At 30.9% G+C, this 25,323-nt stretch carries 26 protein-coding genes and 1 pseudogene; 20 read left to right on the forward strand and 7 right to left on the reverse strand.

Annotation, left to right across the window (positions count from 1 at the left end):
* Window positions 1–146: 146 nt before the first annotated feature.
* On the forward strand, window positions 147–560 hold the full coding sequence (locus CLOCEL_RS02540; RefSeq protein ID WP_010074969.1) for a CGGC domain-containing protein: 414 nt from the start codon (window positions 147–149) through the stop codon (window positions 558–560).
* A gap of 126 nt (window positions 561–686) precedes the next feature.
* Here CLOCEL_RS02540 and CLOCEL_RS02545 read toward each other — a convergent pair whose 3' ends face one another.
* A complete protein-coding gene (locus CLOCEL_RS02545) occupies window positions 687–1,397 on the reverse strand; it encodes a polysaccharide deacetylase family protein (protein WP_010074968.1) in 711 nt (236 codons plus the stop codon).
* 171 nt (window positions 1,398–1,568) lie between these two features.
* On the reverse strand, window positions 1,569–3,146 hold the full coding sequence (locus CLOCEL_RS02550) for a hypothetical protein (protein WP_010074967.1): 1,578 nt from the start codon (window positions 3,144–3,146) through the stop codon (window positions 1,569–1,571).
* A 574-nt stretch (window positions 3,147–3,720) separates the two neighbouring features.
* On the opposite strand from CLOCEL_RS02550, the gene CLOCEL_RS02555 reads away from it, so the two are divergent.
* The 5 genes from CLOCEL_RS02555 (at window position 3,721) to bioA (ending at window position 8,488) form a co-directional block, all read left to right on the forward strand.
* Window positions 3,721–4,347, forward strand: a complete 627-nt coding sequence (locus CLOCEL_RS02555; RefSeq protein WP_010074966.1) for a hypothetical protein — start codon at window positions 3,721–3,723, stop codon at window positions 4,345–4,347.
* Window positions 4,348–4,568: 221 nt separating this feature from the next.
* Window positions 4,569–5,141, forward strand: a complete 573-nt coding sequence (locus CLOCEL_RS02560) for a biotin transporter BioY (protein ID WP_010074965.1) — start codon at window positions 4,569–4,571, stop codon at window positions 5,139–5,141.
* 188 nt (window positions 5,142–5,329) lie between these two features.
* Window positions 5,330–6,313, forward strand: coding sequence for a biotin synthase BioB (gene bioB, locus CLOCEL_RS02565; RefSeq protein ID WP_010074964.1), 984 nt, complete (start codon window positions 5,330–5,332; stop codon window positions 6,311–6,313).
* On the forward strand, window positions 6,306–7,103 hold the full coding sequence (bioD, locus tag CLOCEL_RS02570; RefSeq protein ID WP_010074963.1) for a dethiobiotin synthase: 798 nt from the start codon (window positions 6,306–6,308) through the stop codon (window positions 7,101–7,103). The genes bioB and bioD overlap by 8 nt, the downstream gene beginning before the upstream one ends.
* Before the next feature lie 20 nt (window positions 7,104–7,123).
* Window positions 7,124–8,488 carry an adenosylmethionine--8-amino-7-oxononanoate transaminase gene (gene bioA, locus CLOCEL_RS02575; RefSeq protein WP_010074962.1) on the forward strand — a complete coding sequence of 455 codons (1,365 nt, stop codon included), beginning with the start codon at window positions 7,124–7,126 and terminating at the stop codon, window positions 8,486–8,488.
* Between the two features lie 119 nt (window positions 8,489–8,607).
* On the opposite strand, the gene ilvD is transcribed toward bioA, so the two are convergent.
* Window positions 8,608–10,266, reverse strand: a complete 1,659-nt coding sequence (ilvD, locus tag CLOCEL_RS02580; RefSeq protein WP_010074961.1) for a dihydroxy-acid dehydratase — start codon at window positions 10,264–10,266, stop codon at window positions 8,608–8,610.
* Window positions 10,267–10,480: 214 nt separating this feature from the next.
* Window positions 10,481–11,167, reverse strand: coding sequence for a FadR/GntR family transcriptional regulator (locus CLOCEL_RS02585; RefSeq protein WP_010074960.1), 687 nt, complete (start codon window positions 11,165–11,167; stop codon window positions 10,481–10,483).
* Window positions 11,168–11,470: 303 nt separating this feature from the next.
* On the opposite strand from CLOCEL_RS02585, the pseudogene CLOCEL_RS02590 reads away from it, so the two are divergent.
* From CLOCEL_RS02590 to CLOCEL_RS02620, 7 genes and pseudogenes are all read left to right on the forward strand, one after another.
* Window positions 11,471–12,411: pseudogene (locus tag CLOCEL_RS02590) on the forward strand (IS982 family transposase).
* A 253-nt stretch (window positions 12,412–12,664) separates the two neighbouring features.
* Complete coding sequence (locus tag CLOCEL_RS02595) at window positions 12,665–13,870, forward strand: DUF4405 domain-containing protein (protein ID WP_010074958.1); 1,206 nt, start codon at window positions 12,665–12,667, stop codon at window positions 13,868–13,870.
* A gap of 306 nt (window positions 13,871–14,176) precedes the next feature.
* The gene (locus CLOCEL_RS02600; RefSeq protein WP_010074957.1) at window positions 14,177–15,361 is read left to right on the forward strand and encodes a glycosyltransferase family 4 protein; all 1,185 of its coding nucleotides are present in this window, start codon (window positions 14,177–14,179) and stop codon (window positions 15,359–15,361) included.
* Between the two features lie 257 nt (window positions 15,362–15,618).
* On the forward strand, window positions 15,619–16,089 hold the full coding sequence (locus CLOCEL_RS22980) for a hypothetical protein (protein WP_029169207.1): 471 nt from the start codon (window positions 15,619–15,621) through the stop codon (window positions 16,087–16,089).
* 36 nt (window positions 16,090–16,125) lie between these two features.
* The gene (locus tag CLOCEL_RS02610) at window positions 16,126–16,902 is read left to right on the forward strand and encodes a cyclase family protein (protein ID WP_010074955.1); all 777 of its coding nucleotides are present in this window, start codon (window positions 16,126–16,128) and stop codon (window positions 16,900–16,902) included.
* A 22-nt stretch (window positions 16,903–16,924) separates the two neighbouring features.
* Window positions 16,925–17,842: a LysR family transcriptional regulator gene (locus tag CLOCEL_RS02615; protein ID WP_010074954.1), complete on the forward strand. Its 918-nt coding sequence runs from the start codon at window positions 16,925–16,927 to the stop codon at window positions 17,840–17,842.
* 96 nt (window positions 17,843–17,938) lie between these two features.
* The gene (locus CLOCEL_RS02620) at window positions 17,939–18,439 is read left to right on the forward strand and encodes an NUDIX hydrolase (RefSeq protein WP_010074953.1); all 501 of its coding nucleotides are present in this window, start codon (window positions 17,939–17,941) and stop codon (window positions 18,437–18,439) included.
* A 100-nt stretch (window positions 18,440–18,539) separates the two neighbouring features.
* Here CLOCEL_RS02620 and CLOCEL_RS02625 read toward each other — a convergent pair whose 3' ends face one another.
* Complete coding sequence (locus CLOCEL_RS02625; protein ID WP_010074952.1) at window positions 18,540–19,661, reverse strand: tocopherol cyclase family protein; 1,122 nt, start codon at window positions 19,659–19,661, stop codon at window positions 18,540–18,542.
* 5 nt (window positions 19,662–19,666) lie between these two features.
* Window positions 19,667–20,062 (reverse strand): nuclear transport factor 2 family protein, encoded by a 396-nt coding sequence (locus tag CLOCEL_RS02630; RefSeq protein WP_010074951.1) that lies wholly within the window; start codon window positions 20,060–20,062, stop codon window positions 19,667–19,669.
* A gap of 209 nt (window positions 20,063–20,271) precedes the next feature.
* Here CLOCEL_RS02630 and CLOCEL_RS02635 point away from each other — a divergent pair, with 209 nt between their 5' ends.
* The 7 genes from CLOCEL_RS02635 to CLOCEL_RS02655 all read left to right on the forward strand — a co-directional run bounded on the left by CLOCEL_RS02635 (window position 20,272) and on the right by CLOCEL_RS02655 (window position 24,397).
* Entirely contained in the window at window positions 20,272–22,101 is a 1,830-nt protein-coding gene (locus CLOCEL_RS02635; RefSeq protein ID WP_010074950.1) for a bifunctional homocysteine S-methyltransferase/methylenetetrahydrofolate reductase, read from the forward strand.
* 30 nt (window positions 22,102–22,131) lie between these two features.
* Window positions 22,132–22,680 (forward strand): phosphatase PAP2 family protein, encoded by a 549-nt coding sequence (locus CLOCEL_RS02640; protein WP_010074949.1) that lies wholly within the window; start codon window positions 22,132–22,134, stop codon window positions 22,678–22,680.
* 167 nt (window positions 22,681–22,847) lie between these two features.
* On the forward strand, window positions 22,848–23,054 hold the full coding sequence (locus tag CLOCEL_RS02645) for a heavy-metal-associated domain-containing protein (RefSeq protein WP_010074948.1): 207 nt from the start codon (window positions 22,848–22,850) through the stop codon (window positions 23,052–23,054).
* Window positions 23,055–23,444: 390 nt separating this feature from the next.
* Complete coding sequence (locus CLOCEL_RS22675; protein ID WP_157629732.1) at window positions 23,445–23,585, forward strand: hypothetical protein; 141 nt, start codon at window positions 23,445–23,447, stop codon at window positions 23,583–23,585.
* Window positions 23,586–23,843 carry a hypothetical protein gene (locus CLOCEL_RS02650; RefSeq protein WP_010074946.1) on the forward strand — a complete coding sequence of 86 codons (258 nt, stop codon included), beginning with the start codon at window positions 23,586–23,588 and terminating at the stop codon, window positions 23,841–23,843. It abuts the gene before it with no gap.
* Between the two features lie 33 nt (window positions 23,844–23,876).
* Window positions 23,877–24,044, forward strand: coding sequence for a matrixin family metalloprotease (locus CLOCEL_RS22175; protein ID WP_010074945.1), 168 nt, complete (start codon window positions 23,877–23,879; stop codon window positions 24,042–24,044).
* A gap of 59 nt (window positions 24,045–24,103) precedes the next feature.
* A complete protein-coding gene (locus CLOCEL_RS02655; RefSeq protein ID WP_013291598.1) occupies window positions 24,104–24,397 on the forward strand; it encodes a hypothetical protein in 294 nt (97 codons plus the stop codon).
* 38 nt (window positions 24,398–24,435) lie between these two features.
* Here the strand turns inward: CLOCEL_RS02655 and CLOCEL_RS02660 are convergent, their stop codons facing one another.
* A complete protein-coding gene (locus tag CLOCEL_RS02660; protein WP_010074943.1) occupies window positions 24,436–25,014 on the reverse strand; it encodes a DJ-1/PfpI family protein in 579 nt (192 codons plus the stop codon).
* Window positions 25,015–25,323 lie beyond the last annotated feature (309 nt).

The raw sequence follows: 25,323 nt of genomic DNA on the forward strand, positions 1-25,323 counted from the left end.
AGGTGTTATAGGATATAATTGTTTAAAAACTTTGTACCAGTAGAACAAAGTTTTTTTAAAATTCTTCAGATGAATTTAAGTTTAAAAAGTTTTAATGCAAAATAATTAAAGACCTTAATAATAAATATTAAGAAGGGGTTGTGATTATGGATTTTAAATATGTTGTAATTATTCAATGTGAAATTGCTCATAAAAGATGTAGTGGGTTTGCTTGTACTAATGCTTTTTATAATAGGGATGAAGTCTTTGCAGGCTATGGAGAAAATACAAGATATATATCCTTTACCTGTGGGGGGTGTTGTGGAAAAGGTATTGCATCAAAATTAGAACATTTCTCTAAAAAGTTAAAAAGTAAGACAAGTATAGAAAAAAATGAAGTAGTGATCCACTTATCATCATGTATGGCAACCGATAACTATCACTATGATAGATGCCCACATCTAGAATATCTTAAAAATATCATTGCGAAAAAAGGATATACAAATGTAGTTGAAGGTTCTTATATAAGTAAAGGGGCAGCAAGAAAGCGAGAAGAAGAAATATATAAGACTTACGAATAATTATTAGAGTACATTGCTTGTTAAGAAAGTGTTATTATACTAGATTATTTATATAGTAACTCTAAAACAGGTAGTCAAAATGGACTACCTGTAAATATATATACGTAACAGAATTATGATTACAACTTAATTGGAGGAGGAGATTATAAACTTAGGATTAACAAATTCAACGCCTTTCTCCAAAACATAATTTATCAGATTATAAAAATAATTTGGACACACTGCATCTGTTTCTTCATGATCATGAATTAGAATAATATTATGTACATTTGATGCGAATAGGGAGCCACCTATTTTAGGATTAACATCATTGATTCGACTTAGAATAGTATCATAGGTAAATCCAGGCTCATACTCCAACATATACTCTGCAAAATCAAATGTCCAAAGAACATCATAATCTGTATTTAAATTATTTTCATGATACCAATCATATTTAATTTCAGAGTCATCAATTCTACTAAAACCATGTTCTCTAAAGTATTTCTGTAATGCATCTTTGTTTTTACCACCCTTGTCTCCATATGGGAAACGAAATAACTTATATTCTCTTGTGACTCCTGCATCTTTATATAGTAAGTTAACTTGTTCTTCTTGGCGTTCAATTTCAGAAATACATTCATCAAGACTAAGATTAGAGAATTCTGGGTGAGAATAGCTATGATTGCCTATGATAGCACCATTTTGAATTGCGTATATTCCAATATCTCTATTTTTACAGATATTCTCACCGACAAAAAACATAAGTGGTTTTATGTTTTTACTATTAAGAAAATCGATGATTCCTTTTGTATTTTTAGTTGGTCCATCATCTATTGTTAAATATGCTTTGCTCATATTAGCCTCCTTTAATAAAGGTCTCCGTGTGGAATCTTTATTCTAAACTTACTTTATCAATAGTAGAACATTTTTACATTACTTATTATATAGTTTTCTACATTAAATTTATATACCATATCAAAAATAAATGTAGTTTCTCTAGTGGACATATATACGAGCAATAACATTTTAACGTGTAGAGTTAATTACCTGTAGTATTTCTGATTTTGACAAATTACTTCCTTTTAATTTAGCTGCATTTTTTACTGCTTTGCTTATAGATTTTATGTTTGATGCATTAACTGATGTTATTCCTAACGTAGTGTAATATTTTACTGTTGATGAACCAGAATTTATACTATTAAGAGCAGTTACAACAGTTGTTACATTTGATTGTAGTTTAGAATTGGTAGTATTATCCTTTCCTTTTACATATTCATTTATATCAGATAAATTAAAGTCTGTTACTTTTGTTATATCTAATAAAGTATAATCTGCCAATGTGCCTTGTCCATTATTTATTCTAATTGTTGAATTATTAATTTGAATTAATGTATCATTTATTACTTTAAATATTTCAGTTTTTGTTAAGTTACTTCCTTTTAGTTGCACTGCATTTTTTATTGCTGAACTTATAGGTTTAACATTTTCACTAGTAACTGCTGTTGCACCTAATGCTGTATAATAACTTATTACTTTTGAGCCCATATTTACATGATTCATAGGAAGCCTAATTGCAGTTACGTTACTTTGGAGATTGGCTATTGTACTATTATCTTTGCCTTGGACATATTCATTTACATCAGCTAAGTTTATTTCTGTAATACCGTTTATTCCGAATAAGTTGTAATCAGAGATTTTTGCATTACCTGAATTAATTAGTATATTGGCTTTATCAAGCTCGCTTGAAATATCAAAATTAGTAGTTGCAAGTTCTTCTTTATCGCTGGTAGTAAAATCAAAAATTGTTCCATCAAATGATTCTGTAGAGTCTGCAAATCTAAATCCAGGACTAATAAATAGTTCATAGTTTGTATTTTGTATAAACTTACTAGTTATAGGGGTAATTGTTAGTGTTTGATTATCTGCCCCTAATGTAGGTAATATCACAGTTTTGTTTCCAGAATCTTTGAAATAGACATCAACATAATTATATAAATCAGTATTTGGATCAATAGGTTTTGGAAGTTTAATAATTAATTTAGAGTTAACAGGTAAGATAGTATTTGAAATATGCTTACTTAATCTGCAAACCCTTAGATTTATTGAAGAAGTAATTACGGAAGTGGTTGCTTTAAAATCAGGATTAACTACAACAAATTTTAAAGTATGATAGCCGTCAGGAATATCAGAAAAAGATCTTATGTTCATTTGGGTATCGATAGTTCCTCCAAAATAGAAATCATTATATGACCAATCAGAACCATCAAGAAATGTTCCAGGTTTTCCGGCACCAAAACCTGATTGTACAGTTCCTATATACGCTATTGCACCTTTGCTATTTGCCCAATGATATATATTATTAGGTAATTTATCAAGATTGGGACGGAAAAAGCTAGATAAATCATCAGATGTTCTATCAAATCGTATAGAATCAGAATATCCTACAATTGAAAGTGAGTTTACAGAAGGTTCAACATATACCATAGGTTGACTATTAGAATGATAGAAAAGAGAAGGTAGAGTTTCTGCCGTTACTGGTATTGAGGTAATAAGTAACGTTGATAATGTGCTTAATATTAAAGTTTTTAATTTAAAGTTTTTCATTTTTTAATCCTCCATAAAAATTTGATCGTTAGTCTTATTTAAAATTTGACACAAGTATTAAAAACTCAAAAACAGGTAGTACATTAGTTACGCTTAATATATTGGTAAAAGTGACATTTATAGGGTAAAATTGAATATATACATTTACATACAATAAATAGACTTATATTACAATATTATACATTGAAAAAGTTGGCGCGTAAATAATTAATAAGCTGTCTTCAAAAGAAACCTAAAGCTAATTTTTTCAAACTAACTCTTCTGGATAGCTCGATAATTTCTTATCATGGACTCAGCTTTAAATAGAATAGCTGAACTTTCCTATTGTCTAATTAATGTTACAGTATGGCTTCATTGCATTCAAATTCCATTTATAAAAAGTTAAACAAGATGGAAGTTAACAACAAATTAACAATAAGAGTTATATTTCAACGTTTCTAATTATATATAATTAATTGCATAGTAAGCAGAATAGAGAGAACTTTCACTTATCTATTCTGCTTTTACTTACTTAAAATTTGAGGAAATTGAAAGTTTAATTTAGAGACTCTAGAGCAAAGAGAGGTAAATTATTGTGAAATTGAAAGGTATTCTAAGAAAATTTTTAAAGGATAAAAATACAAGATTTATAACTATCGATTTATCAACCACGATTTTAATGTTCAGTATTGTAATTTTAGCTACACTTATTTTTATTGCTACAATGCTTAGTGGATTATTAGTTCTTATTATTGGACCAATTTATACACATGTGTTTCAAATTCTTTTAATAGGATTAATTGTTGCTTTAAGTGTAATCTTTATCATTTTATTAGCAATAAAGATGTTCTTTATTTTTTCTACAGTTAGAACAAAGAACTTAATGGAAGTTTTTTGTTCTGGCGGTATAAAGAAAATGATGCAGAGGATTGCCATGATTTTTCTAATAATTTGTTCTATAACTTTTGTTTTGTTTAAGGGAAGCGAAAAAACTGTTAATACTATCCGTGATATTCCTCATTTAATAAAGAATGATTATATTTCAATTGATGGAATAATAGAAATCAAAGATGATACAGATGGGACAGGATATGTTAGAGTAGATGATACTTATTTTTACGAAGGTTTTGCTTATGAACCTGGAGTTATAAATGGAAACAAATATCATGTGGAATATTTGCCACATTCCAAGTACATAGTTAATTTTACATTGATTGAATAGTGATATTAAATTATTATTTTATATGTGTGATTTTCTAGGGACTAAAACTTGTTTATATTGAATTTTCTTAGAAATTAAAATAAGAATAAGAGGTAGTTACCATATTGAGGTAGATAACATAAATGCTAAACTTGGTATTTTGGTGATGGCTTTAGTTGACAATACTCACGTTTTCTATTATTATCATTCTAAAAGTAAAATAATGTAAAACAGGAGGATTCATGAAGAATACAAGAGATTTAATTTTGGTTGCATTATTCGCAGCATTAACGGCAGTAGGGGCATTTATTAAGATTCCAATACCTTATGTTCCTTTTACTCTACAATATTTTTTCTGTGCTTTAGCTGGTATTATTTTAGGTTCTAAATTAGGTGCATTATCACAAATTATATATGTTGCTGTTGGATTAGTAGGTGCACCAGTATTTACTGACGGAGGAGGAATTACTTATATATTCAAACCAACCTTTGGATATCTCATTGGTTTTATTGTTGCTGCTTATGTTATAGGTAAAATAAGAGAAAAAATTATTGAGTTAACTTTTATTAAGACTGTATTAGCGTTTCTTTCAGGACTATTTTTTATTTATTTATTTGGAGTCATATATTTATACATAAGTTATAACTTATATTTAGGGAAGAGCATCTCGTTTTACTTCGCCTTTTTCTATGGATTCATTACATGTATAGGTGGCGATTTAGTATTAACGGTTTTGGCTTCATATATAGCAATAAGAGTTTTACCGATATTAAAAAAGGCAGGATATATTTCAAAGATATCTACAAGTTTGTAGATAGTTGATACTTGGAAATATTTTAAAAAATTAGCAAAGTTAAGAATGCATAAGTTTATGAGGAAAGTGCTAACTTAAAAAATTAGTTTTTATCATGAAGAACATAAAAATTTATTACTTTTTAATGAAAGCGATAAAAATTTAGAAGTTCTACAATCATGTAGATTATAACAAAAGGTGGAGTATTTATGATAAATTTAATCAAAGACTTAGAAAAAAAAGTTTTAGAGGGAGAAACTATAAATTTTCAAGAGGCTATGGATTTAGCTTCAATTGAGGGGAAAGCTGAAATAAAAGAATTGTGTAATAGTGCAAATAATATAAGAAAATTTTTTTGTGGAAATGAAGTAGACCTTTGCAGTATTATGAATGCAAAGTCGGGACAATGTTCTGAGGATTGTAAATTTTGTGCGCAATCTGCTCATTATAAAACAAAAGTTGAAGTATATTCATTAGTATCAAAGGAAGCCGCAGTAAAGTTAGCCAAGGAAAATGAAAGTGAAGGGGTAAATAGATTTTCCTTAGTTACTAGCGGTAAGGGGCTTTCAAAAAATGATTTTCCAAAGGTTCTAGAGATTTATAAAGCCTTAAATGAAAAAATTAAAATTGATTTATGTGTTTCTTTAGGAATTTTGGAATATCAGGAGTTTCTTAAGTTAAAGGATGTTGGAATAACTATGTACCATCATAATCTTGAAACAAGTGAAGAATTCTATAGTAAAATATGTACAACCCATAGTTATCAAGAAAGAATAGATACTATAAATGCAGCAAAAAAAGCAGGAGTTGATATTTGTTCTGGGGGGATTATTGGACTAGGAGAAACTTTTGAGGATAGAATTAGCCTTGCTTTAAAGTTAAGAGAATTAGAGGTTAAGTCTATACCAATTAATATTTTAAACCCAATTGAGGGTACACCTCTTGAAAATAATGAAGCTTTAAGTCAAGAAGAAATACTAAAAACAGTTGCAATTTTTAGATTTATTAATCCTAAAGTGTTAATAAGATTAGCCGGTGGAAGAAATCTTATAAACCAGTATGGCAAAGAATGTTTTAACGCAGGGGTGAATGCTACAATAACAGGAAATTACTTAACTACTTCGGGCAATAAAATTTGTGATGATAAAGCCATGATTAGAGAATTAAACCTAGAGGTAAGAAAGAATGTCTAAGGGGATATTTATCGTAGGGACTGATACAGACGTGGGTAAAACCATTGTTACAGCAGGGCTTCTTTACGCATTAAGAAGTAGAGGATATAATGCAACATATTTTAAAGCAGCCTTAAGTGGTGCAATAGAAGAAGGAGATAAGCTTATCCCAGGTGATACGAAAATTGTTTCTGATGTAAGTAACCTTTCAGAAGTCTATGAAAATATGACACCTTATATTTACAAGACTGAAGTATCTCCTCATTTAGCAGCAATTATTGAGAAAAAACCAATGGATTTAAAGGTAATCAAAGAAAAGTATCAGTATCTTAAGGAAAAATATGATTATATAATTGCTGAAGGAAGCGGTGGAATCATCTGCCCTTTAATTGATGATGAAAAAGGGATTTATACTCTTGATAATTTAATAAAAGATTTGAATTTTAGCGTTATTATAGTGGCAAGGGCTGGAGTTGGGACTATAAATCATACAGTACTTACGGTGAAATACATAGAGAATTTAGGAATTAAGATTAAAGGAATCATTATAAATAATTACGAAGAAAATCATATAGCTGATGACAACATAAGAATAATAGAAAAGCTTACTAGGATTCCTGTGATTGCTAAGTTAAAAGGGATAAATATTTTAAATGAGTACATAACAGAAGGTGTAAAAGATCTCGATAAGGATGAGGTGATGGAAACTATAAATGGTACTGCTTATGGTGATAGGATACAGGCAATAAGGGAAGCTGCAGAATTAGCTTTTGATTCAGAAAAAATTATCTCTTTAATGGAAACGCTATAGGGAAGTTGAGGTTAATACATATGACAGATATTTATGATAATGATTATGTAAAAAAAGATTTAAAATATATATGGCATCCTTGTTCCCAAATGAAAGATTATGAAGAATTGAAGCCCATTGTCATAGAAAAAGGAGAAGGTGTCTGGTTATATGACATTCATGGTAATAAATATTTAGATTGTATATCATCATGGTGGACGAACACCTTGGGGCATAGCAATAAAAGAATTAATGAAGCTATTAAAAAGCAAATAGACAGCCTTGAACATGTGATATTTGCAAACTTCTCCAACAAGCCTGCAATAGAACTTGCGGAAAAGCTTGTTGCCATAACGCCAGAAAAACTTAGCAAGGTATTCTTTTCAGACAACGGATCTTCTGCAGTAGAGATAGCCTTAAAAATGAGTTTTCATTATAATATGCAAAAGGGTAGAAAGAAAAAGAAACGATTTGTTGCAATAAGTGATGCTTATCATGGAGAAACCTTAGGGGCGTTGTCTGTTTGTGATCTTGATGATTTTAATACAATATATAGACCGCTGCTTTTAGATACAATAAGAGCTCAAGGACCAGATTGTTATAGATGCCAATATAACTGTAGTAGAGAAAGCTGTGATGCACCATGCTTTGAAAATATGGAAAAGGCGATAGGAGAGAATTATCAAGAAATAAGTGCTGTGATTATTGAACCAATGGTTCAAGGCGCTGCAGGGATGAAAATTTATTCTCCTATATATTTAAAAAAACTTCGAAATCTATGTAATGAATATGATATACATCTTATTTTAGATGAAATTGCTATGGGTTTTGGTAGAACAGGAGAGATGTTCGCTTGTAACCACGCTAGAATTAGTCCAGATTTCATGTGCCTTTCTAAGGGGATTTCTGCTGGCTATATGCCGATGTCTGTAGTTATTACTACAGATGAAGTTTATGATTGTTTTTATGGTGACTATAGTGAACGAAAAGCATTTATACATAGTCATACTTACTCAGGGAATGCAATGGCTTGTGCTATAGCTTTAGAGAGCCTAAAAATCTTTGAAGAAGATAAGATTTTAGAGAATAATAAGAAAAAAGGTCAGTTTATAAAAAATCTCACCATAAAGAAAGCAGAAACCTCACAACATGTAGGTGATGTAAGAAGTATCGGTATGATAACGGCTATTGAAATAGTTAAGGATAATATTACAAAGGAACCTTATACAGCGGATCAGAGAGTAGGATATGAAATTTATAAGATAGCGCTTAGTAAAGGGTTGCTATTAAGACCTATAGGGAATGTACTATATTTTATTCCTCCATACATTATAACTGAAGAGGAAATAGAATTTATGGTGGATACTTGTTTTGATAGTATAGATGAATATTTTTTAGATAGCTAGAAGTCAAGCAAAAATAAGAAAGACCAACAGGATTTATAGGTAGTCCTGGTGGTCTTTCTTACTAGCAGATGTCTAGAATTTTAGCTAGTACATATGCATTAGTTCCCTGGGTATTTTTTTTATTTTTTTAGTTCTAGGATTGCTCCTCTATTTCCTGACGTTACTAAGGAAGCATATTTTGATAGATATCCAGAAGTGATTTTAGGTTCTCTAGGTTTCCAATTAGCTCTACGCTTTTCAAGTTCTTCATCACTTACTACAAAGTCAATTTTATTTGCCATAATATCTATTTCGATGATGTCACCGTCTTGAACTAGTGCAATATTACCTCCAACTGCAGCTTCTGGGGATACATGACCGATGGCTGCACCTCTAGTTGCCCCACTAAATCTACCATCAGTGATAAGTGCAACAGTATCTCCAAGACCACGACCAACGATAGCAGAAGTAGGATTTAACATTTCTCTCATGCCAGGGCCACCCTTTGGACCTTCATAACGAATTACAACAACATCTCCAGGTACAATCTTTCCAGAATTAATTGCTGCCATTGCATCTTCTTCACAATCAAATACCTTTGCAGGACCTTGATGCTTCATCATTTCTGGTGATACAGCGGAACGTTTAACAACACAAGTATCTGGCGCTAGATTTCCTTTTAAAACAGCTATTCCACCAGTTGTGCTATAAGGATTTTCTACTGGTCTAATTACTTCAGGATTTTTATTTATACATCCTTCGATATTTTCACCAACAGTCTTTCCAGTACAAGTTATCAAATCAGTGTTTAGTAAGCCTAATTTATTCACTTCATTCATTACTGCATATATTCCACCAGCTTCGTTTAAATCTTCTATATAAGTGTGGCCAGCAGGGGCTAAGTGGCATAAATTTGGAGTTTTATCGCTAATTTCATTTGCTATAGCTACGTCTAGGTTGATACCACATTCATGTGCAATAGCTGGAAGATGAAGCATACTATTTGTGCTACAGCCTAATGCCATATCAAGAGTTAATGCATTTTTGAAAGCAGCTTCTGTCATAATATCTCTTGGTTTAATATCTTTCTTTAACAATTCCATTACTTTCATACCAGCATGCTTCGCTAGTTGGATACGTTCTGAATACACTGCTGGAATTGTACCATTACCTTTAAGCCCCATACCAAGAACTTCTGTTAAGCAATTCATGCTGTTTGCTGTGTACATTCCTGAACAAGAACCACATGTAGGACATGCTTTATTTTCAAATTCCAATAATTTTTCTTTAGTCATTTTTCCTGCTTTGAAAGCACTGTCAGCTTCACAGATACTACTAAAGCTAGTTTTTTCCCCATCTACTCTACCTGCAAGCATTGGACCACCACTAACAAAAATAGTTGGAATGTTTAGTCTAGCTGCAGCCATTAATAATCCAGGTACATTTTTATCACAGTTTGGAACCATAACTAAGGCATCGAAGGAATGCGCAAGAGTCATAGCTTCTGTAGAATCTGCAATTAATTCTCTAGTAGCAAGGGAATATTTCATTCCTTTATGTCCCATAGCAAGACCATCACATACTGCAATAGCAGGGAATACTAATGGAGTTCCTCCAGCCATTGCAACACCAAGTTTAACTGCATCAACAATTTTGTCCAGGTTCATATGGCCAGGTACGATATCATTTTTTGAACTTACTATACCGATTAATGGTTTCTCCATTTCTTCATTTGTTAATCCAAGAGCATGAAGTAATGCTCTTTTTGGTGTATCTTTAGTTAATGAATCACTATTCATGATAAAACCCTCCCTATCTCTTATTGTATGGTAACATTATATAGTGTATGATGTCTAATGTCAATGGAGAAGTTAGACAACTTGAACTGTATAAAGAGAAAATATTTAAGGCTCTTTGTATGCAAATAGTTATTTATATTTGAATATATAAGTTCAAATAATATTTACATAGCTTGATAAACTTAATTGAAAGTTCTAATTTTAATTTATATAACTAATCTTTAGTTATTCCAAAGCCACGCATAGCATGAATAATATGTAACTTCATAGCTGTTTTAGCTCCTTCTGCATCTCGCTTTGATAAAAATTCCATAATCATTCGGTGATCGTTTAAGGTGTTTTGCACCATTTCTTCATTTTGGTCAGATAAGGTAACACCTTTATCAATAGCTCGATAAAGAATTGGCATTAGTCTATTCATAAATTCATTATGAGTTGCTTTGGCAATAGCTTTATGAAAGGCTAGTTCAACTTCTGTTCTATGTTCTTTTTTTAATATAAGTTCTTCTTCTAATCTTCCATAATATAAAATCCGTTCAAGTTCTTTATCTGTAGCTCTTTTTGCTGCATAATACGCAGATTCAGGTTCAAAGATAAGTCGCATTTCATATAAGTCTTTTATATCTACCTTTAAGGATGATATTTCATCTAAGTTAAATCCTTCAGATAACCCTTGATTATTTTTTACATAAGTACCTTTTCCACGATGGATTTCTAGTACGTTATGTGTAACTAAAATACGAATAGCTTCTCTCAAAGTTGTACGGCTTATATGCAAGCTTGAAGATAGTTCATTTTCATTTGGTAGTTTATCTCCAATTTTATATTTTTTATCTATAGTAATCATTGAAACAATGTCATCAGCAACGTTTTCTGCTAGGCTCTTATCTTTTTTTATCATCGAGCAATCCTCCAAATAAGAAATTTATGTTTATTATATTCTATCAGACATCATTTTTCAATAATGATGTCTGACAACGCTGGTACTAATGATTATAAGAAAGCCAATTTCAGCTTATCAAAAAGTTTAAGATCTGAATATAAAGATAGTGAATTATATATAAATCTGATAAACAATCTTTATAATTTAACCCGTTGTGCTAGTTAAATACGCTGGCAATACTTACAAATAGAAAAACTCCAGCATATTTGCTAACCTATCATTAAAAAACACCACTAATCTAATGATAGGAGGCTAACCTATATGCCAGAGTTTAATAAAGATTCTACCATAACAATAAATGACTTAAAAGATTTTATTGTTGTCACTTATGTTATAATTGATGACTTTTACCAAAAAGTAACTCCAACATTTATTAAAAATCGTCGTAACATCGCTAAATCAGTAATGACTGATAGCGAAATAATTACGATTTCTTTAGTAGGTGAACTCTTAACCATTGACTCTGAAAAAGCATGGTTTGGATTTTGCTCTAAAAACCTACGAGACTTATTTCCCAACTTTTGTAGTAGGCCGAGGTTTCATAGAGTTAGAAAGTCATTATTTCGAGTCATTGATGAAATTCGTAAAGAGTTAACGAAATTTCTTAACTATCAATATGACCGAATGAGAATTGCAGATAGTATGCCAATTCCTGTGTGTAAGTTTGGGAGAGCTCATTTCCATAAAGCTTTTAAGCCGGAGGCTGCCTACGGGCGATGCGCTTCGAAAAAAGAAACATATTATGGATTCAAATTACATGCTTTAGTAGCCCTCGATGGCTATATCACAGATTTTACTGTAACAGCAGCAAATATTGATGACAGAGATGTCGTCTGGGAACTCACAGCTAATTCAGAGATTGATATACTAATAGGTGATAAAGGATATATAGGTCAAAAAGTTGCTTCGCAATTAAAAGAAACAAGGTACATTCGTCTTTTAACAATAAATCGTAACAATAGTAAAACTAAACTTTTAAAACCTTTTAGGCAGTTGATATTCAAGGCTCGTCGTAGAGTAGAAACTACTTTTTCTCAGCTCTCCGAGCAATTAAATATGCAGAGGGTTCTTACAAAATCAACTTGGGGATTTGCCACAAGAATATCAAATAAAATATTAGCTCATAATCTTTGCTATTTTATAAATAAATTTTTAATATAGGTATAGAAATATCAAAGATTAAAGAATTAGTATTCGGATAATAATTTCCAAAAACAGTATATGAGACAATAGGATAGGACTGCCTAAAATCATGGTATAAATATCCTTTTAATGAAAACTTATCTGCTAGCACAACAGGTTAATTTATATTTATTTCTTAATATGTCTATAGAGTTTTGATGAAGTTTCAATATTGGAATTTATATAAATAAATTTAAGCTTTTTTTAATGTAAGTTACCTATACTTCATTGTAAGGTCAAGAGATAAATAAATCTTACAAGGAGGTAGTATATATGAAAAAAATTAATTATCTGAAGTTTATTCTAAGTACTGTCATGGTCATTATTTTTACTCTATTATTTAATAAAATGATTCTTGGAATGACTTTTCATGAAGTTGCTGGATTGATAGTTGGAGTGTTGGTGTTAGTTCATTGTGGATTAAATTGGAGATGGATAAAGGCAGTAACCTTAAAGGTATTTAGTAACGAAACTACTATAAAGACGAAGATTACGTACATTACTGATTTATTACTTCTTATATGTGTTGGCGTAATAATTGTAACTGGAATATTTATTTCCAAGGTTGTATTTTCAGGTTTAGGCTTAGGTGGCGGACGCGCTTTACAAGGAATTCATATTACTGCAGCATACTTTGCGTTAATGCTTATTGGAGTTCATCTTGGACTTCATTGGAATTGGGTAATGAATGTGTTTAAGAAAGCATTCAGGATTCCAGAGAAGAAAGTATTGGTTTATGTATCAAGAGTAGTTGTAGCTGTAGTTTTTGTTTTTGGTGTTTATAGTACTTATTCAGTAGGATTTTTATCAAAAATATCTTTTGCTAATACTGAAGGTAGAGGAAATGGTCAATTCGGTCCAGGAAGTAGGAGCGAAGGAAGAAAAAGTGAACGTGAAGAATTTGCTCCAGGACAAATGCCTGGTGGAGAAAGGAAAGAATATAACTCAAGGGAAGTTCCACAAGGTGGAAATCAAGGTTTGGATCAAAGTCAAATACCGCAAACTGAAGATGGAAGCTTGGAGGGATTCAACCAAGGAAATGCTATTGATGGATATGAGAATGGATCAAGTAGTAATAGTGAAATCCAAGAAGAATCCTCTGGTATAGCTATTCAAAAACTAAGCGCTCAAACAAAAAGTAGCGAAGATACTCAAATACAAGGTAGAAACAAGGGAGGAACACAAAGATCTAATGGTGGGCAATCAGAAAATAATAGTGGAGAACAAGGAAGTGATAATGGGCAAGAAGGATTTCCACCAAATGGTATGAATGGAGAATTCAAAGGAAATTTTCCAGGTGGAAATAGAGGAAATATGGGAAGTACTAGTGTTTTAGGTGTTATTTTTTCTTACCTAGGTGTTATTTCTATGTTTGCTATAGCAACTTATTATATTGAAAAGTTAGTAAGATTAAGAAAGAAAAAAATGTTATTACTTCCTGCAACAACTTTGGCATTAGAGGAAAGTAGTAAAAATTAAATAAAGTTAAGAAACAGAGATTTGAATTAACATTTTCTTATGCATAGACAGCTGATAATGCTGTTTATTATATAGGGAAGTAAAAGAAATCTCTGTTTTTATTTTGAAGTATTAAGCAATGGCTTATATAACAAACAAAAGTTTAAAGAAATTTTCAAGGTGAGTTCCATAATTTGTAGAATGTAATTAGATAGCGAAAAGTTTAAGCTAAAAATAAGAAAATTTTAATAGAGAATTAATCTTGTCAATAGATAATAGAAGCAAGTAATAAATATAATTATTTTTGATGGTGAAAGGAAATGTGCTATGAAAATATTAATTACTACAGATGCTTACCATCCGATGACAAATGGAGTTGTAATCTCTATTGATATTCTATACAAGCAGCTAAAAAAGTTAGGTTATGATGTGAAGATATTGTCTTTATCAGCTGATGGAAGGGAACGCATAGTAGGTGATATTTTCTATTTTAGTTCTTATAACGTAAATATTTATCCTAATGCAAAAGTTATTAAGCCAACAAAAAATAAAATTATAAGAGAAATTATTAAATGGTCACCTGATATTATACACTCTCAAAGTGAATTTTCAACAATGATTATAGCAAAATACATAAAGAGAAAACTTGGAATTCCTCAAGTGCATACTTACCATACTATGTATGAAGAGTATTTACATTATTTTTTAGGTGGGAAGATATTAGGAAAGAAGGCTCTTTCTAAAATTATAAGAGTGCTTTTAAATACTTTTGATACAGTGGTTGCTCCTACAGAAAAGGTTCAAGAGAGTTTAAAAAATTATAAAGTAGCTACTAATATAGAAATAATACCTACAGGAATTAACCTTAAGAGATTTCAAAGTTCTTTATCTAGGAATGAAAGGGATGAGATTTTAAGTAACTATAATTTAAAGCTTACAGATAACGTAATAATTTATGTAGGAAGAATTGCAGAAGAGAAGAATATAGAAGAAATTATTTCTTTTTATAATAAAGGAATCTCACATTTGAAAAATACTAAGTTATTGATAGTTGGTGGAGGTCCTTATCTTTCAAAGCTACAAGACTTGGTTAGAGAATACGAAATAGAAGAGTATGTTAAATTTACTGGTATGATTCCTAGTGAAGAAATACACAAATATTATAAGTTAGGGGATGTATTTGTCACAGCCTCTACAAGTGAAACACAAGGAATAACCTATATAGAAGCTCTTGCTAGTGGAGTGCCAGTATTATGTAGATGGGATATGTGTATAAAAGATTTAGTTATAGATGAAAAAACAGGTTTTACTTACAAGAATGAGGACGAGTTTACAAATAAACTAACTAAGCTTATTCAGGATGAAGAGATTAAGAAAGAAATGGCACTAGAGATTAAGTATAAGGTACAAGATTATTCAGATATAGTTTTTGGTGAAAGAATTTCAAATCTATATGAAGAATTAGTGGAAGCTAAAAAGGATTATTATTTAACCAAATTAATACATAACTAACTATATAATATTGAGTATATATTGCAATAAAGATTCTTCATAAAGTGTGATGATTTTTAATAGTTATTTAGAAGCTTGATGTAATTTTAATGATGTAACTTAATATGTAAAAATGGTAGACATTAGCAAGTTTTTCTGTTACAAAATTACCAAAGAACCTATATCTATACAAGTTGGGAAAAATAGATTTATAATATAATTGCATTGTATATATGATGCAATTATTTTTGTTTAAGGCAAAAACATGGGGTGGCATTGTGAAAAAATTTACGTTAATTACTATTTTACTTATTTTTGATTTGGGATTATTAGGGTTTACAGGGGATAAAAAAGTTGAATATAAAGAATTTTACTCTCAAGTGATTGGATTTGATAAAGAGGATGAGAAATATAAAACTATTGAGCAGGATGCAATTCTCATGATGAATAATGAAGAATTTCAAAAGTTTATGGATGAATATTTTGTACCAAGAGAGATTCCAGTAGGAGCGCATGATGAAGACAAGGCAGTTATATATTTACAAATTCCATTTAAGACATCAAGGGTAATGTATTACAGCGTGGATATTATTACTGTAAAAAATCATACAATAACAGTAAATTTAAAGCAAGACTCAGTTGCAGAGGTAGATGGTAGTAGTAAAATTGATACATGGAATTGGGTTATGCTTATTCAAGTGGATAAAAATGATCTAAAAGAAGATATGAACATTGTTGTAAAAAAATAAAGTGGGATAACTAGATATTTAAAGGAGTGTTTAAAAATGAAAAAGTTTATCGATTTAAGTATTGCTATTGAAAATAATATACCTTCAGATCCACCAGAAATGATTCCGCAAATTAATTATGTAGATCATGACCTTGGAGCTAAGCAAATGACAGTTTTTTTCCCAGGTATTGATACAGAGAAGGATTTACCTAATGGTAAGGGATGGGCGATGGAATTAATAAATTTGTCATCTCATTCTGGTACTCATCTTGATGCACCATGGCATTATAGTCCTACAATGAATAAAGGGGAAAAAGCTGCTACTATTGATGAAATACCACTAGAATGGTGTATGGGCGATGGGGTTAAGTTAGATTTCAGAAATTTTGAGGATGGATATCTTGTGACTGCAAAGGATATGGAAGAAGCTTTTGAAAAAATAGGATATGAATTAAAGGCAGGAGATATTGTTCTTGTTAACACTGGAGCAGATAAATATTGGGGTACGCCACAGTACTTAATAAAAGGTTGTGGAATGGGAAGGGAAGCAACCCTTTGGTTATGTGAAAAAGGTGTTCATGTTGTTGGTACTGATGCGTGGAGCTGGGATCGACCATTACCTATCATTGCAAAGGATTTTAATGAAAACCGTGATTCTTCAGTAATATGGGAGGGGCATTTTGCAGGAATTGAACATGGTTATTGTCATATAGAAAAGCTTACAAACCTTGAACAATTGCCTAGTTACGGGTTTACTGTTTCTTGTTTTCCAATCAAAATAAAGGATGCAAGTGCTGGATGGATAAGGGCTGTTGCCATAGTAGAAGAGTAAAAAGTATATAAGGTGAAGAATGATGACATTACAACAGTTGAAATACGCCATTGAAATTGCGAAATATGGTTCTATGAATATTGCGGCAAAAAAACTCTTTATAACTCAACCAAGTCTTTCAAATGCAATTAAAGATCTTGAAGAAGAGATGAATATAACAATCTTTGAGAGGACTAATCGAGGAATAAATATTACTGTTCAGGGGGCGGAGTTTTTAGGATATGCAAGACAAGTGATAGAACAGACAGAATTGCTTGAAAAGAAGTATTTAAATGCAAAGCCGTCTATACAGCATTTTTCTGTATCTACCCAGCATTATGCATTTGCAGTTAATGCTTTTGTTGAATTAATAAAAGAATATGGTATTGATGAATATGAGTTTAATTTAAGGGAAACAAAGACCTATGAGATTATCGATGATGTAAAAAATCTTAGAAGTGAGATAGGGATTTTATACTTAAACGAATTTAATTCAAAGGTTCTAAAAAAGATTTTTAAGGAAAATAACTTGAGGTTCACAAAATTATTTGTGGCAAAGCCTCATGTGTTTATCAGTTCGAATAATCCTCTTTCAAAGAAAAATTTAGTCACTCTTAAGGATTTAGAATATTATCCTTATCTATCTTTTGAGCAAGGAGAATACAATTCTTTTCATTTTTCTGAGGAAATATTAAGTACTCTTTCTCATAAAAAAAGTATAAAGGTTACTGATAGAGCCACGCTTTTTAATCTGCTTATAGGGTTAAATGGCTACACTATTTCAACAGGAATTCTAAGTGAAGATTTAAATGGAGAACATATTATTTCTATACCTTTAGATGTAAAGGAAGAGATAAAAGTAGGATGGATTTCTCATAAAAATATGACACTCAGTAAGCTAGGGACAATTTATATTAGTGCATTGGAAGATATAATTTCAAAGTCACTAAAGGGTATGTAATTTTATGAATAGTGAAAGTTGCTTATGGAATTACATATTAATAAATTAGAATCTGTTAAGCTTATATGAAAAAGCAGTTTGTATGTGGGGGCAAAGATGAATGAATTGTGGGATTTGTATGATAAAAATAGGAAACCTCTGAATAAAACACAGGTAAGAGGGGTGCCACTTTCCAAAGGTGAATACCATCTAGTGGTTGATATATGGACTATAAATAGTGATGGTAAAATACTCATAGACAAAAGACATAGCAGTAAAAAATTTGGTGGGCTTTGGGAGTGCACTGGTGGTTCAGTTATAAAAGGGGAAGATAGTGTAATTGGAGCATTAAGAGAATTAGAAGAAGAACTTGGTATTAAGGCAACCGCAGAAGAACTTATTTTAATACACAGTATTCTTTTGGAAGATAGGTTTGTTGATACATATATTCTGAAAAAGGATATTGATTTAAATAGCTTGGTATTACAAGCGGATGAAGTAACAGAAGTAAGATTTGTTACTCTAAATCAGTTAGATGAATTATGCCACAATAATATGATAGTTATAAAAGAACGTTATGGAATGTATCGAGATAAAATTGCAGTATATGCTAAGTGATATGGGGAAGAATACCCTTTTATCAGGTTAAATACTGAAAGGTTTTAGAAAACCGTAATAGATTAGAACTAAGTGGTACCTCAGTTCTAATCTATTATTTTTAATATTCACCATATTCGCAACCAGTATTTTTTATTTCAATATGGTCAATGAGAACTGTCGAGGAACCTTGCTTTTTATAAAGTTTAATTTCTCCATAACCAGTTCCGCCGTTCCAAAGCCTATTGTGTAGCTTTTTTCCATTAGGTGCTTCATAATTTATCAGTAACATTTCATCTTTTGGACATTCAAGAATCAGTTCCATTATAGAAGTTTTGTTTTTAGCATTTACTTTCCAAGTGTTAATTTTATCGCCTTCATGAAAATTGAAATCTACTTTTGAATTAGTCCAAAACTTTGAAAAGTTATATTCATACATTTCACCTTCATAAAACAACCCAATAAGAAGTTTGCGATCTAAAGGGACTCCTAAAACTTTTGGTCTGCCACCACCAATTTCTACAGCGGAATTACTTAAAGTTTTTCCGGTTATTAAGCTTTTCATATTACAGCTACTAATCCATAGCCAAGGTGAAGTAAAATCACTTCCCCAATTTTTATCAGAGTAGCCAAAGGATTTTTCAGGAATAATATTATAAGTTATGCCATCTAGTATCACTTCTCCACTATATTCTGTTTTAATTCCTTCAGCATGCCAAAACATCTCAAAAGCATTAAGCTTTCGGAAAAATTTTGAGGCACCATAGCCAACATTGAAGGCTATTTTTTTATGAATTTTTAGGTTCCAGCTCATTTCACCAGCATTACACATAAACTCAGGGTGTTCTGAAGCTTCTTTTGTGGTTACAGCACAGTTGCCCTTCATATGTGTCTCGCTTAACTGACAATCTCCAATTTTCACATTGAGAGAATCCGTAGGACAAGAAAAAGCTGATATCGGATAAAAGTTGTGGATTTGTTTAGCATTTTTTCCCCAGGCACCTACTTTTATAAGAGCATAAGAAGGTTTTATATTTTTTTCTTGATTAATAGGCAACTGCCCTAAAATTGCTTCCTTATCTCCTAATGCAGGATTGCAAATAAAATATTCTATAAAAAATGCTTTTGCTTCTCCAGTTTCTCTGTTGTAGCCTGTGAAGTTATGCCACCACCAATCATAACCTTTTTTAGCTAAAGGGCCTTTCAACATAAATAGATTTCTAGATAGATCGCTCTTATTCAAATCAATCACCCTCCGGTAATATTTATTTCATGTTTAGATGATAAAGTACCTTGATGAAAAACCATTTTCCAAATTCCATCAGAACATTTCCATACTGAACTACGAAGTGAATATTTTTTATTTTCATCAATCTCGTCATGCTTTATTACTTTATATAGAGCTAGGACACAATCTTCAGATAATTCCTTTATTTCAAAATTTATAATTTGCCAGTTTAAAGAATCAGTATCATTTTGATCTTGAAATATATCTCCATTCTTATAATGATATTCAGTTCCGCTACTGGTAAACTCAACAAAGTTGTTTGTTAGAATTTCGTTTATTCTTTTTGATGATTTTCTTACTTCTGATTTCAATAACTGGTTTTCTAACTGGAATATAACTTCTTTAATAGAATTCATTTTATCACCTTAGATTTTCATAATGTTATATAATTTTAATTATATAACATTATGAATGATTTATTTAATAGTCGTTATAGTTAAAAACTATAACAAGTGATAGTTTTTTTCAGTTACCTTATAGGTAAAAACTCTGATATCATTAAGAACATAAGCTAAAATTTAAAAGGCACATGGATAAGGATTTTTATATAAAAGGGGGATAATATATGAACTTGAATGAGAGATTATTGATTTTTGATGGGGCTATGGGGACATATTATGCAAGTTCTTGCAATAATCCATTACCAAAATGTGAGCTTGCAAATATTCATGATAAAAAAACAATATTGAATATACATAAGGAATATATAAAAGCAGGAGCTGGGGCTATTAAAACTAATACTTTTGGTGCTAATAAAATTAGTCTAGAGTGCGATTTTGATGTAATGAAAGAAGCTATTGTAAGTGGCTATGAGATAGCTAAGGAAGCTACTGAGGGAACTGATGTGTTAGTTTTTGCAGATATAGGACCTATTCCATTTTTAGAGAAGGTAGATTTGTGGGTTGGTTACAAGGAAATAATTGATATATTTTTAAGTTTAGGAGCTAGCAATTTTATCTTTGAAACTTTTAGTAGTGATGAATATTTAATAGAGATTTCTGAATATATTAAAGAAAAGAATTCTAAGGCATTTATCTTAACAGAATTTGCTGTTTCACCAGAGGGAGTTACAAGGCTAGGAAAGTCTGGTAAAAAGCTTTTAAATACAATGTTAAAGGCAAAAACTATTGATGCCTGTGGCTTTAATTGTTTTTCAGGTCCATATCACTTATTACAATATTCTAAAACTCTTGATATTAAGGATAAAACCATTTCGATGATGCCAAACTCTGGATACCCATCCATGATAAATAACAGGGTATTTTTTGATAATACAAAGGAATATTTTGCGGAACAAATGTTAGAAATAGCGAGACAAGGAGTAACTATTTTAGGAGGATGCTGTGGAACAACCCCAGAATATATAAAAGAAATGGTAGATAAGCTTAAGGGCTTAGAAGTCCATAATATTTTAAATGATGGGCGACAAATTGAAACGACAGAAGGACTTAAGCAGGAAAAGTTGCAAGAGAAAAAAGCTTTAACTGAAGAGGTAAAAGATGAGAAAAGGGTTAATAAGAATCCTCTCTTAGAAAAACTTGAAAGGGGTGAAAAAATAATTGCTGTAGAATTAGACCCACCTATTAATACAGAAATAGATTTTTTTATCAGTGGCGCAAAAAGATTAAAAGGGCAAGGGATAGATGCTATAACCATAGCAGATTGTCCAATTGCAAGAGCAAGAGTGGATAGTAGCCTATTAGCTTGCAAATTAAAAAGAGAACTTGATATAACTGCCATTCCTCATATGACCTGCAGAGATAGAAATATAAATGCCACAAAGGCTCTACTTTTAGGATTAAATGTAGAAGGTATAAACAATGTATTAGTTGTAACAGGTGATCCAATACCATCAGCAGATAGAGAGGAAATAAAAGGCGTATTTAGCTTTAATTCATCAATTCTCTCTAGTTATATTAGAGAGTTGAATGAAACTACTTTTTCATCTCCTTTCAATGTTTGTGGTGCACTGAATTTAAATGTTAGAAATTTTAGTAATGAACTTGAAAAAGCTCAAAAAAAGATAGATAATGGGATTACTATGTTTTTAACACAACCAGTTTTAACAGAGGAAGCAATGGAAAATCTAAAGCTTGCACGAAAAAAATTAAATGCTAAAATTTTAGGTGGAATAATCCCTGTAGTTAGTTATAGAAATGCTTGCTTTATGAATAATGAAATCTCAGGAATAAATGTATCAGAGGAGATTATTGAAAGATATAAGGATGTTTCAAAAGAAGAAGCCACTAGACTTGCTGTTGAGATATCCACAGGAATAGCAACTGAAATGTCTTCTTATGTGGATGGATTTTATATTATTACTCCATTTAAACGTATTGATATTGTATCAGAGATAGTTAGTAATATTAAAAATAATATTTTCACATATAATTAAATAATATTTTTAAGGAATTGGAGAAGTAAAATGTTACAAGCAATAAATCAATTTGATAATTCTATATTATGGTTTATTAGAGACCACTTACAAAGTGCCGTTATGGACAAGCTGATGATTGCAATATCTGCATTGGGTAATGTAGGGATTATATGGATTGTAATAGGAATTTTATTAGCTATCAGTAAAAAGTATAGGAAAATAGGACTAGTAATGTTATCTGCTTTATTATTAGGCGCATTATTGGGAGAAGGATTATTAAAAAATTTAGTACAACGACCAAGACCATCTGGATTTGAACTTATAGTGAAAAAGCCATCATCATATTCGTTTCCTTCAGGACACACTACGGCAGCTTTTGCATCAGCAATGATTCTTTCACATTATTTTAAAAAATATCAAATAGGGATTTATACTTTCGCAGTTTTAATAGCATTCTCTAGATTATACTTATGTGTTCATTATCCTACTGATGTTCTAGGAGGAATGATTTTAGGAACTACAGCGGCTTTAATAGTACTTACGGTAGTTAAGAATTTAGATAAAAAGAAAAACATCGGATTATCAAGCAATTTATAGTACCTACTTCAGTAAGTTGTTAATTCCTAATTGCTTTTAGAATAGAATTAAATAAAAGCATTTTGGACATACTACATATACTAACAATAATCCAATTAGTATTGCAACTCAACGGTAATATCCGTTATAAAATGATTATATTATTGTGAGTATAAGGAGGAATTAGTATGCAAAGAGAACACTATTTAGTCAAAGGTTTAGCAAATGAAAATATGAAAACTCAAGTGAGAAATGCTCTTGAGGATCTTGATGGAGTGAATAAGGTTTGTATAGATGCGGCTAGAGGAAGTATCGAGGTAATATACAAGAATCCTGCTACAACTGATGAAATAAGAAATGCTATAGAAAGAACTGGAAATATAATAGAAAGCTAGCGGCTATAACATGTTTGTTATAATAAAGGCATTCCCAATAGGGAGTGCCTTTGTTTATATAAAAATGTGGTTGTATACTGTCTAATAAGTAATGATATCACAACTAGAGGTCATCTTTGAAATAAGTAGAAGAATAGTTCCCTACTGAGTATAAGTCAAGCTGATTTCTTGAATAATTTCTGTGAGGAGATTATGGGGATTAATTTTGCTATTTTAGAAAGAGATATAAGTTGAGAACTTGCTAAGCAATATGCTTAAATTTATACAAAAAAATGGTAGAATCAAAAAAATGAATAATTTAAAGTATCTTCACAGAAAAGTGCAGAAATGAAAAGAAAATATGAAAAAAAGAACATTTAGTTTAACTTTAGTTACTTTTTTGTAACGTTTATGTTAAATATGACTCCAACATATGCATACAATACATTTAACAACTATAAATTAAATGGAGGTGTAGGTAATTATGGATATGCAAATAGGTATTATTATATTGATTCAACAGCTGTAGGATTTGCAGGTCTAGCATCCTAAGTGGTAAGTAGTTGGGTTAATACTACATCGAATCCAGGGGTTACAACTCCAATTTCTATAGCACAGACAGGAAATAAACCTGACAGCGTATTTGATGCATATTATGAGACAAGCAGGTTTGCTAATGATCAAGATACATTAGGATTGACATCTTTTTATGTATACGGTAATAATGTACAATCCCCGGCAGAGTGGGGACCTCCAAATCAAAATTGGGGATGGACAACTATTAGATTAAATCCTAATGGGTTTAACTAGGTAATACAAAATTTCCCTAATGGATACAATGGCTTGTCTCTTCCACAGCTAAGACAAGCTGTAATTGCGCATGAATTTGGACATGCAATGGGATTAAAGCATAATATAAATATGTTCTCAATTATGTGTCAATTAGATAGAAGACTAGTAATAGGGCCATCTGCAGATGATTGTAATGGAATAAATTATCTATATAACTAATATAAGAATAAAATCAAAAGGGGGGAAGAATATATAGTTATTCTACATATTTTGATATTATGAAGAAAGCATTAACAATATCCTTAGGATCAATCTTAATCTTTTCTTTAATGGGTTGTAGTAATGGAGAGAAAAAAGAAGCTCAGAGTAATAATACTGTTGTAGAAAATGAAGTTTCTAAATCAGAACCACTAGAGATTGGTAACGATGACGACAAGGTTAACAATGATAAAAATTACGACAGTTTAATAATAAAAACTACCCAAGATGTTATTAGAACATTTGAAAGCTTTGATGAATTAGTCAAGGATTCCAATGTTATAATCGAAGGAGATATAAAAAGGCTAGCATAAAATCCATGTATATGCATTTTATGCTGGCTCTTTTTATCTTATAAGGATATCTTTACGCCTAATACCTCTAAGAATTTAGCTAACCACTGAGGATGAGCAGGCCATGCAGGTGCAGTAATAAAGTTTCCATCCACGTGAGCCTGGTCAAACTCTAGGTTAATGTAAGTACCACCTACCATGAGTACATCAGGTTCTAAGGCTGGATATGCACTGATAGTTTTACCCTTGATTACATCGGCAGCAGTAAGTACTTGAATACCATGACAAATGGCAGCTATTGGTTTATTGTCATTAGCAAAAGTTTTAACTATTTCAATTACTCTTTTATTTAAACGTATATATTCAGGTGCTCGACCACCAGGAATTACAAGAGCGACATAATCAGAAAGGTTAATGCTGTTAAAGTCAGTATTAAGTGCAAAATTGTGACCTCTCTTTTCACTATAAGTTTGATCTCCTTCAAAGTCATGTATAGCAGTTCTTATTATATCTCCAGCTTTTTTATCAGGACAAACAGTGTCTACAGTGAAGCCTACCATCTGAAGCGCTTGGAAAGGAACCATTACTTCATAATCTTCCACATAATCTCCTAGTAACATAAGAATTTTCATCGACATTTATTATTCCTCCTTCAAATAAATATTATTGAATCATAGGTATAATATAACATAAAAACATTATTAATACATTAATGCGATGGTAATAATTTTCTATATATATTAAGGTTAACTGCAAGATTGGTGGCCATAGTTGGGTATAATATTATTTAAGTTACACAGTTTTTTTAGATTATATTGAACCGAATATATTTATGAACTGATGAAAAGTTTACTTGTATGTAAACTTTAAGAATAATGTTGATAGTATGTTAATAAATTAAATGAACAAGCTAAAAGGTGGCTATATATAGTCCTGTGGTAGCCATA

The sequence above is a fragment of the Clostridium cellulovorans 743B genome, from assembly GCF_000145275.1.
In the GTDB taxonomy this organism is placed as follows: domain Bacteria; phylum Bacillota; class Clostridia; order Clostridiales; family Clostridiaceae; genus Clostridium_K; species Clostridium_K cellulovorans.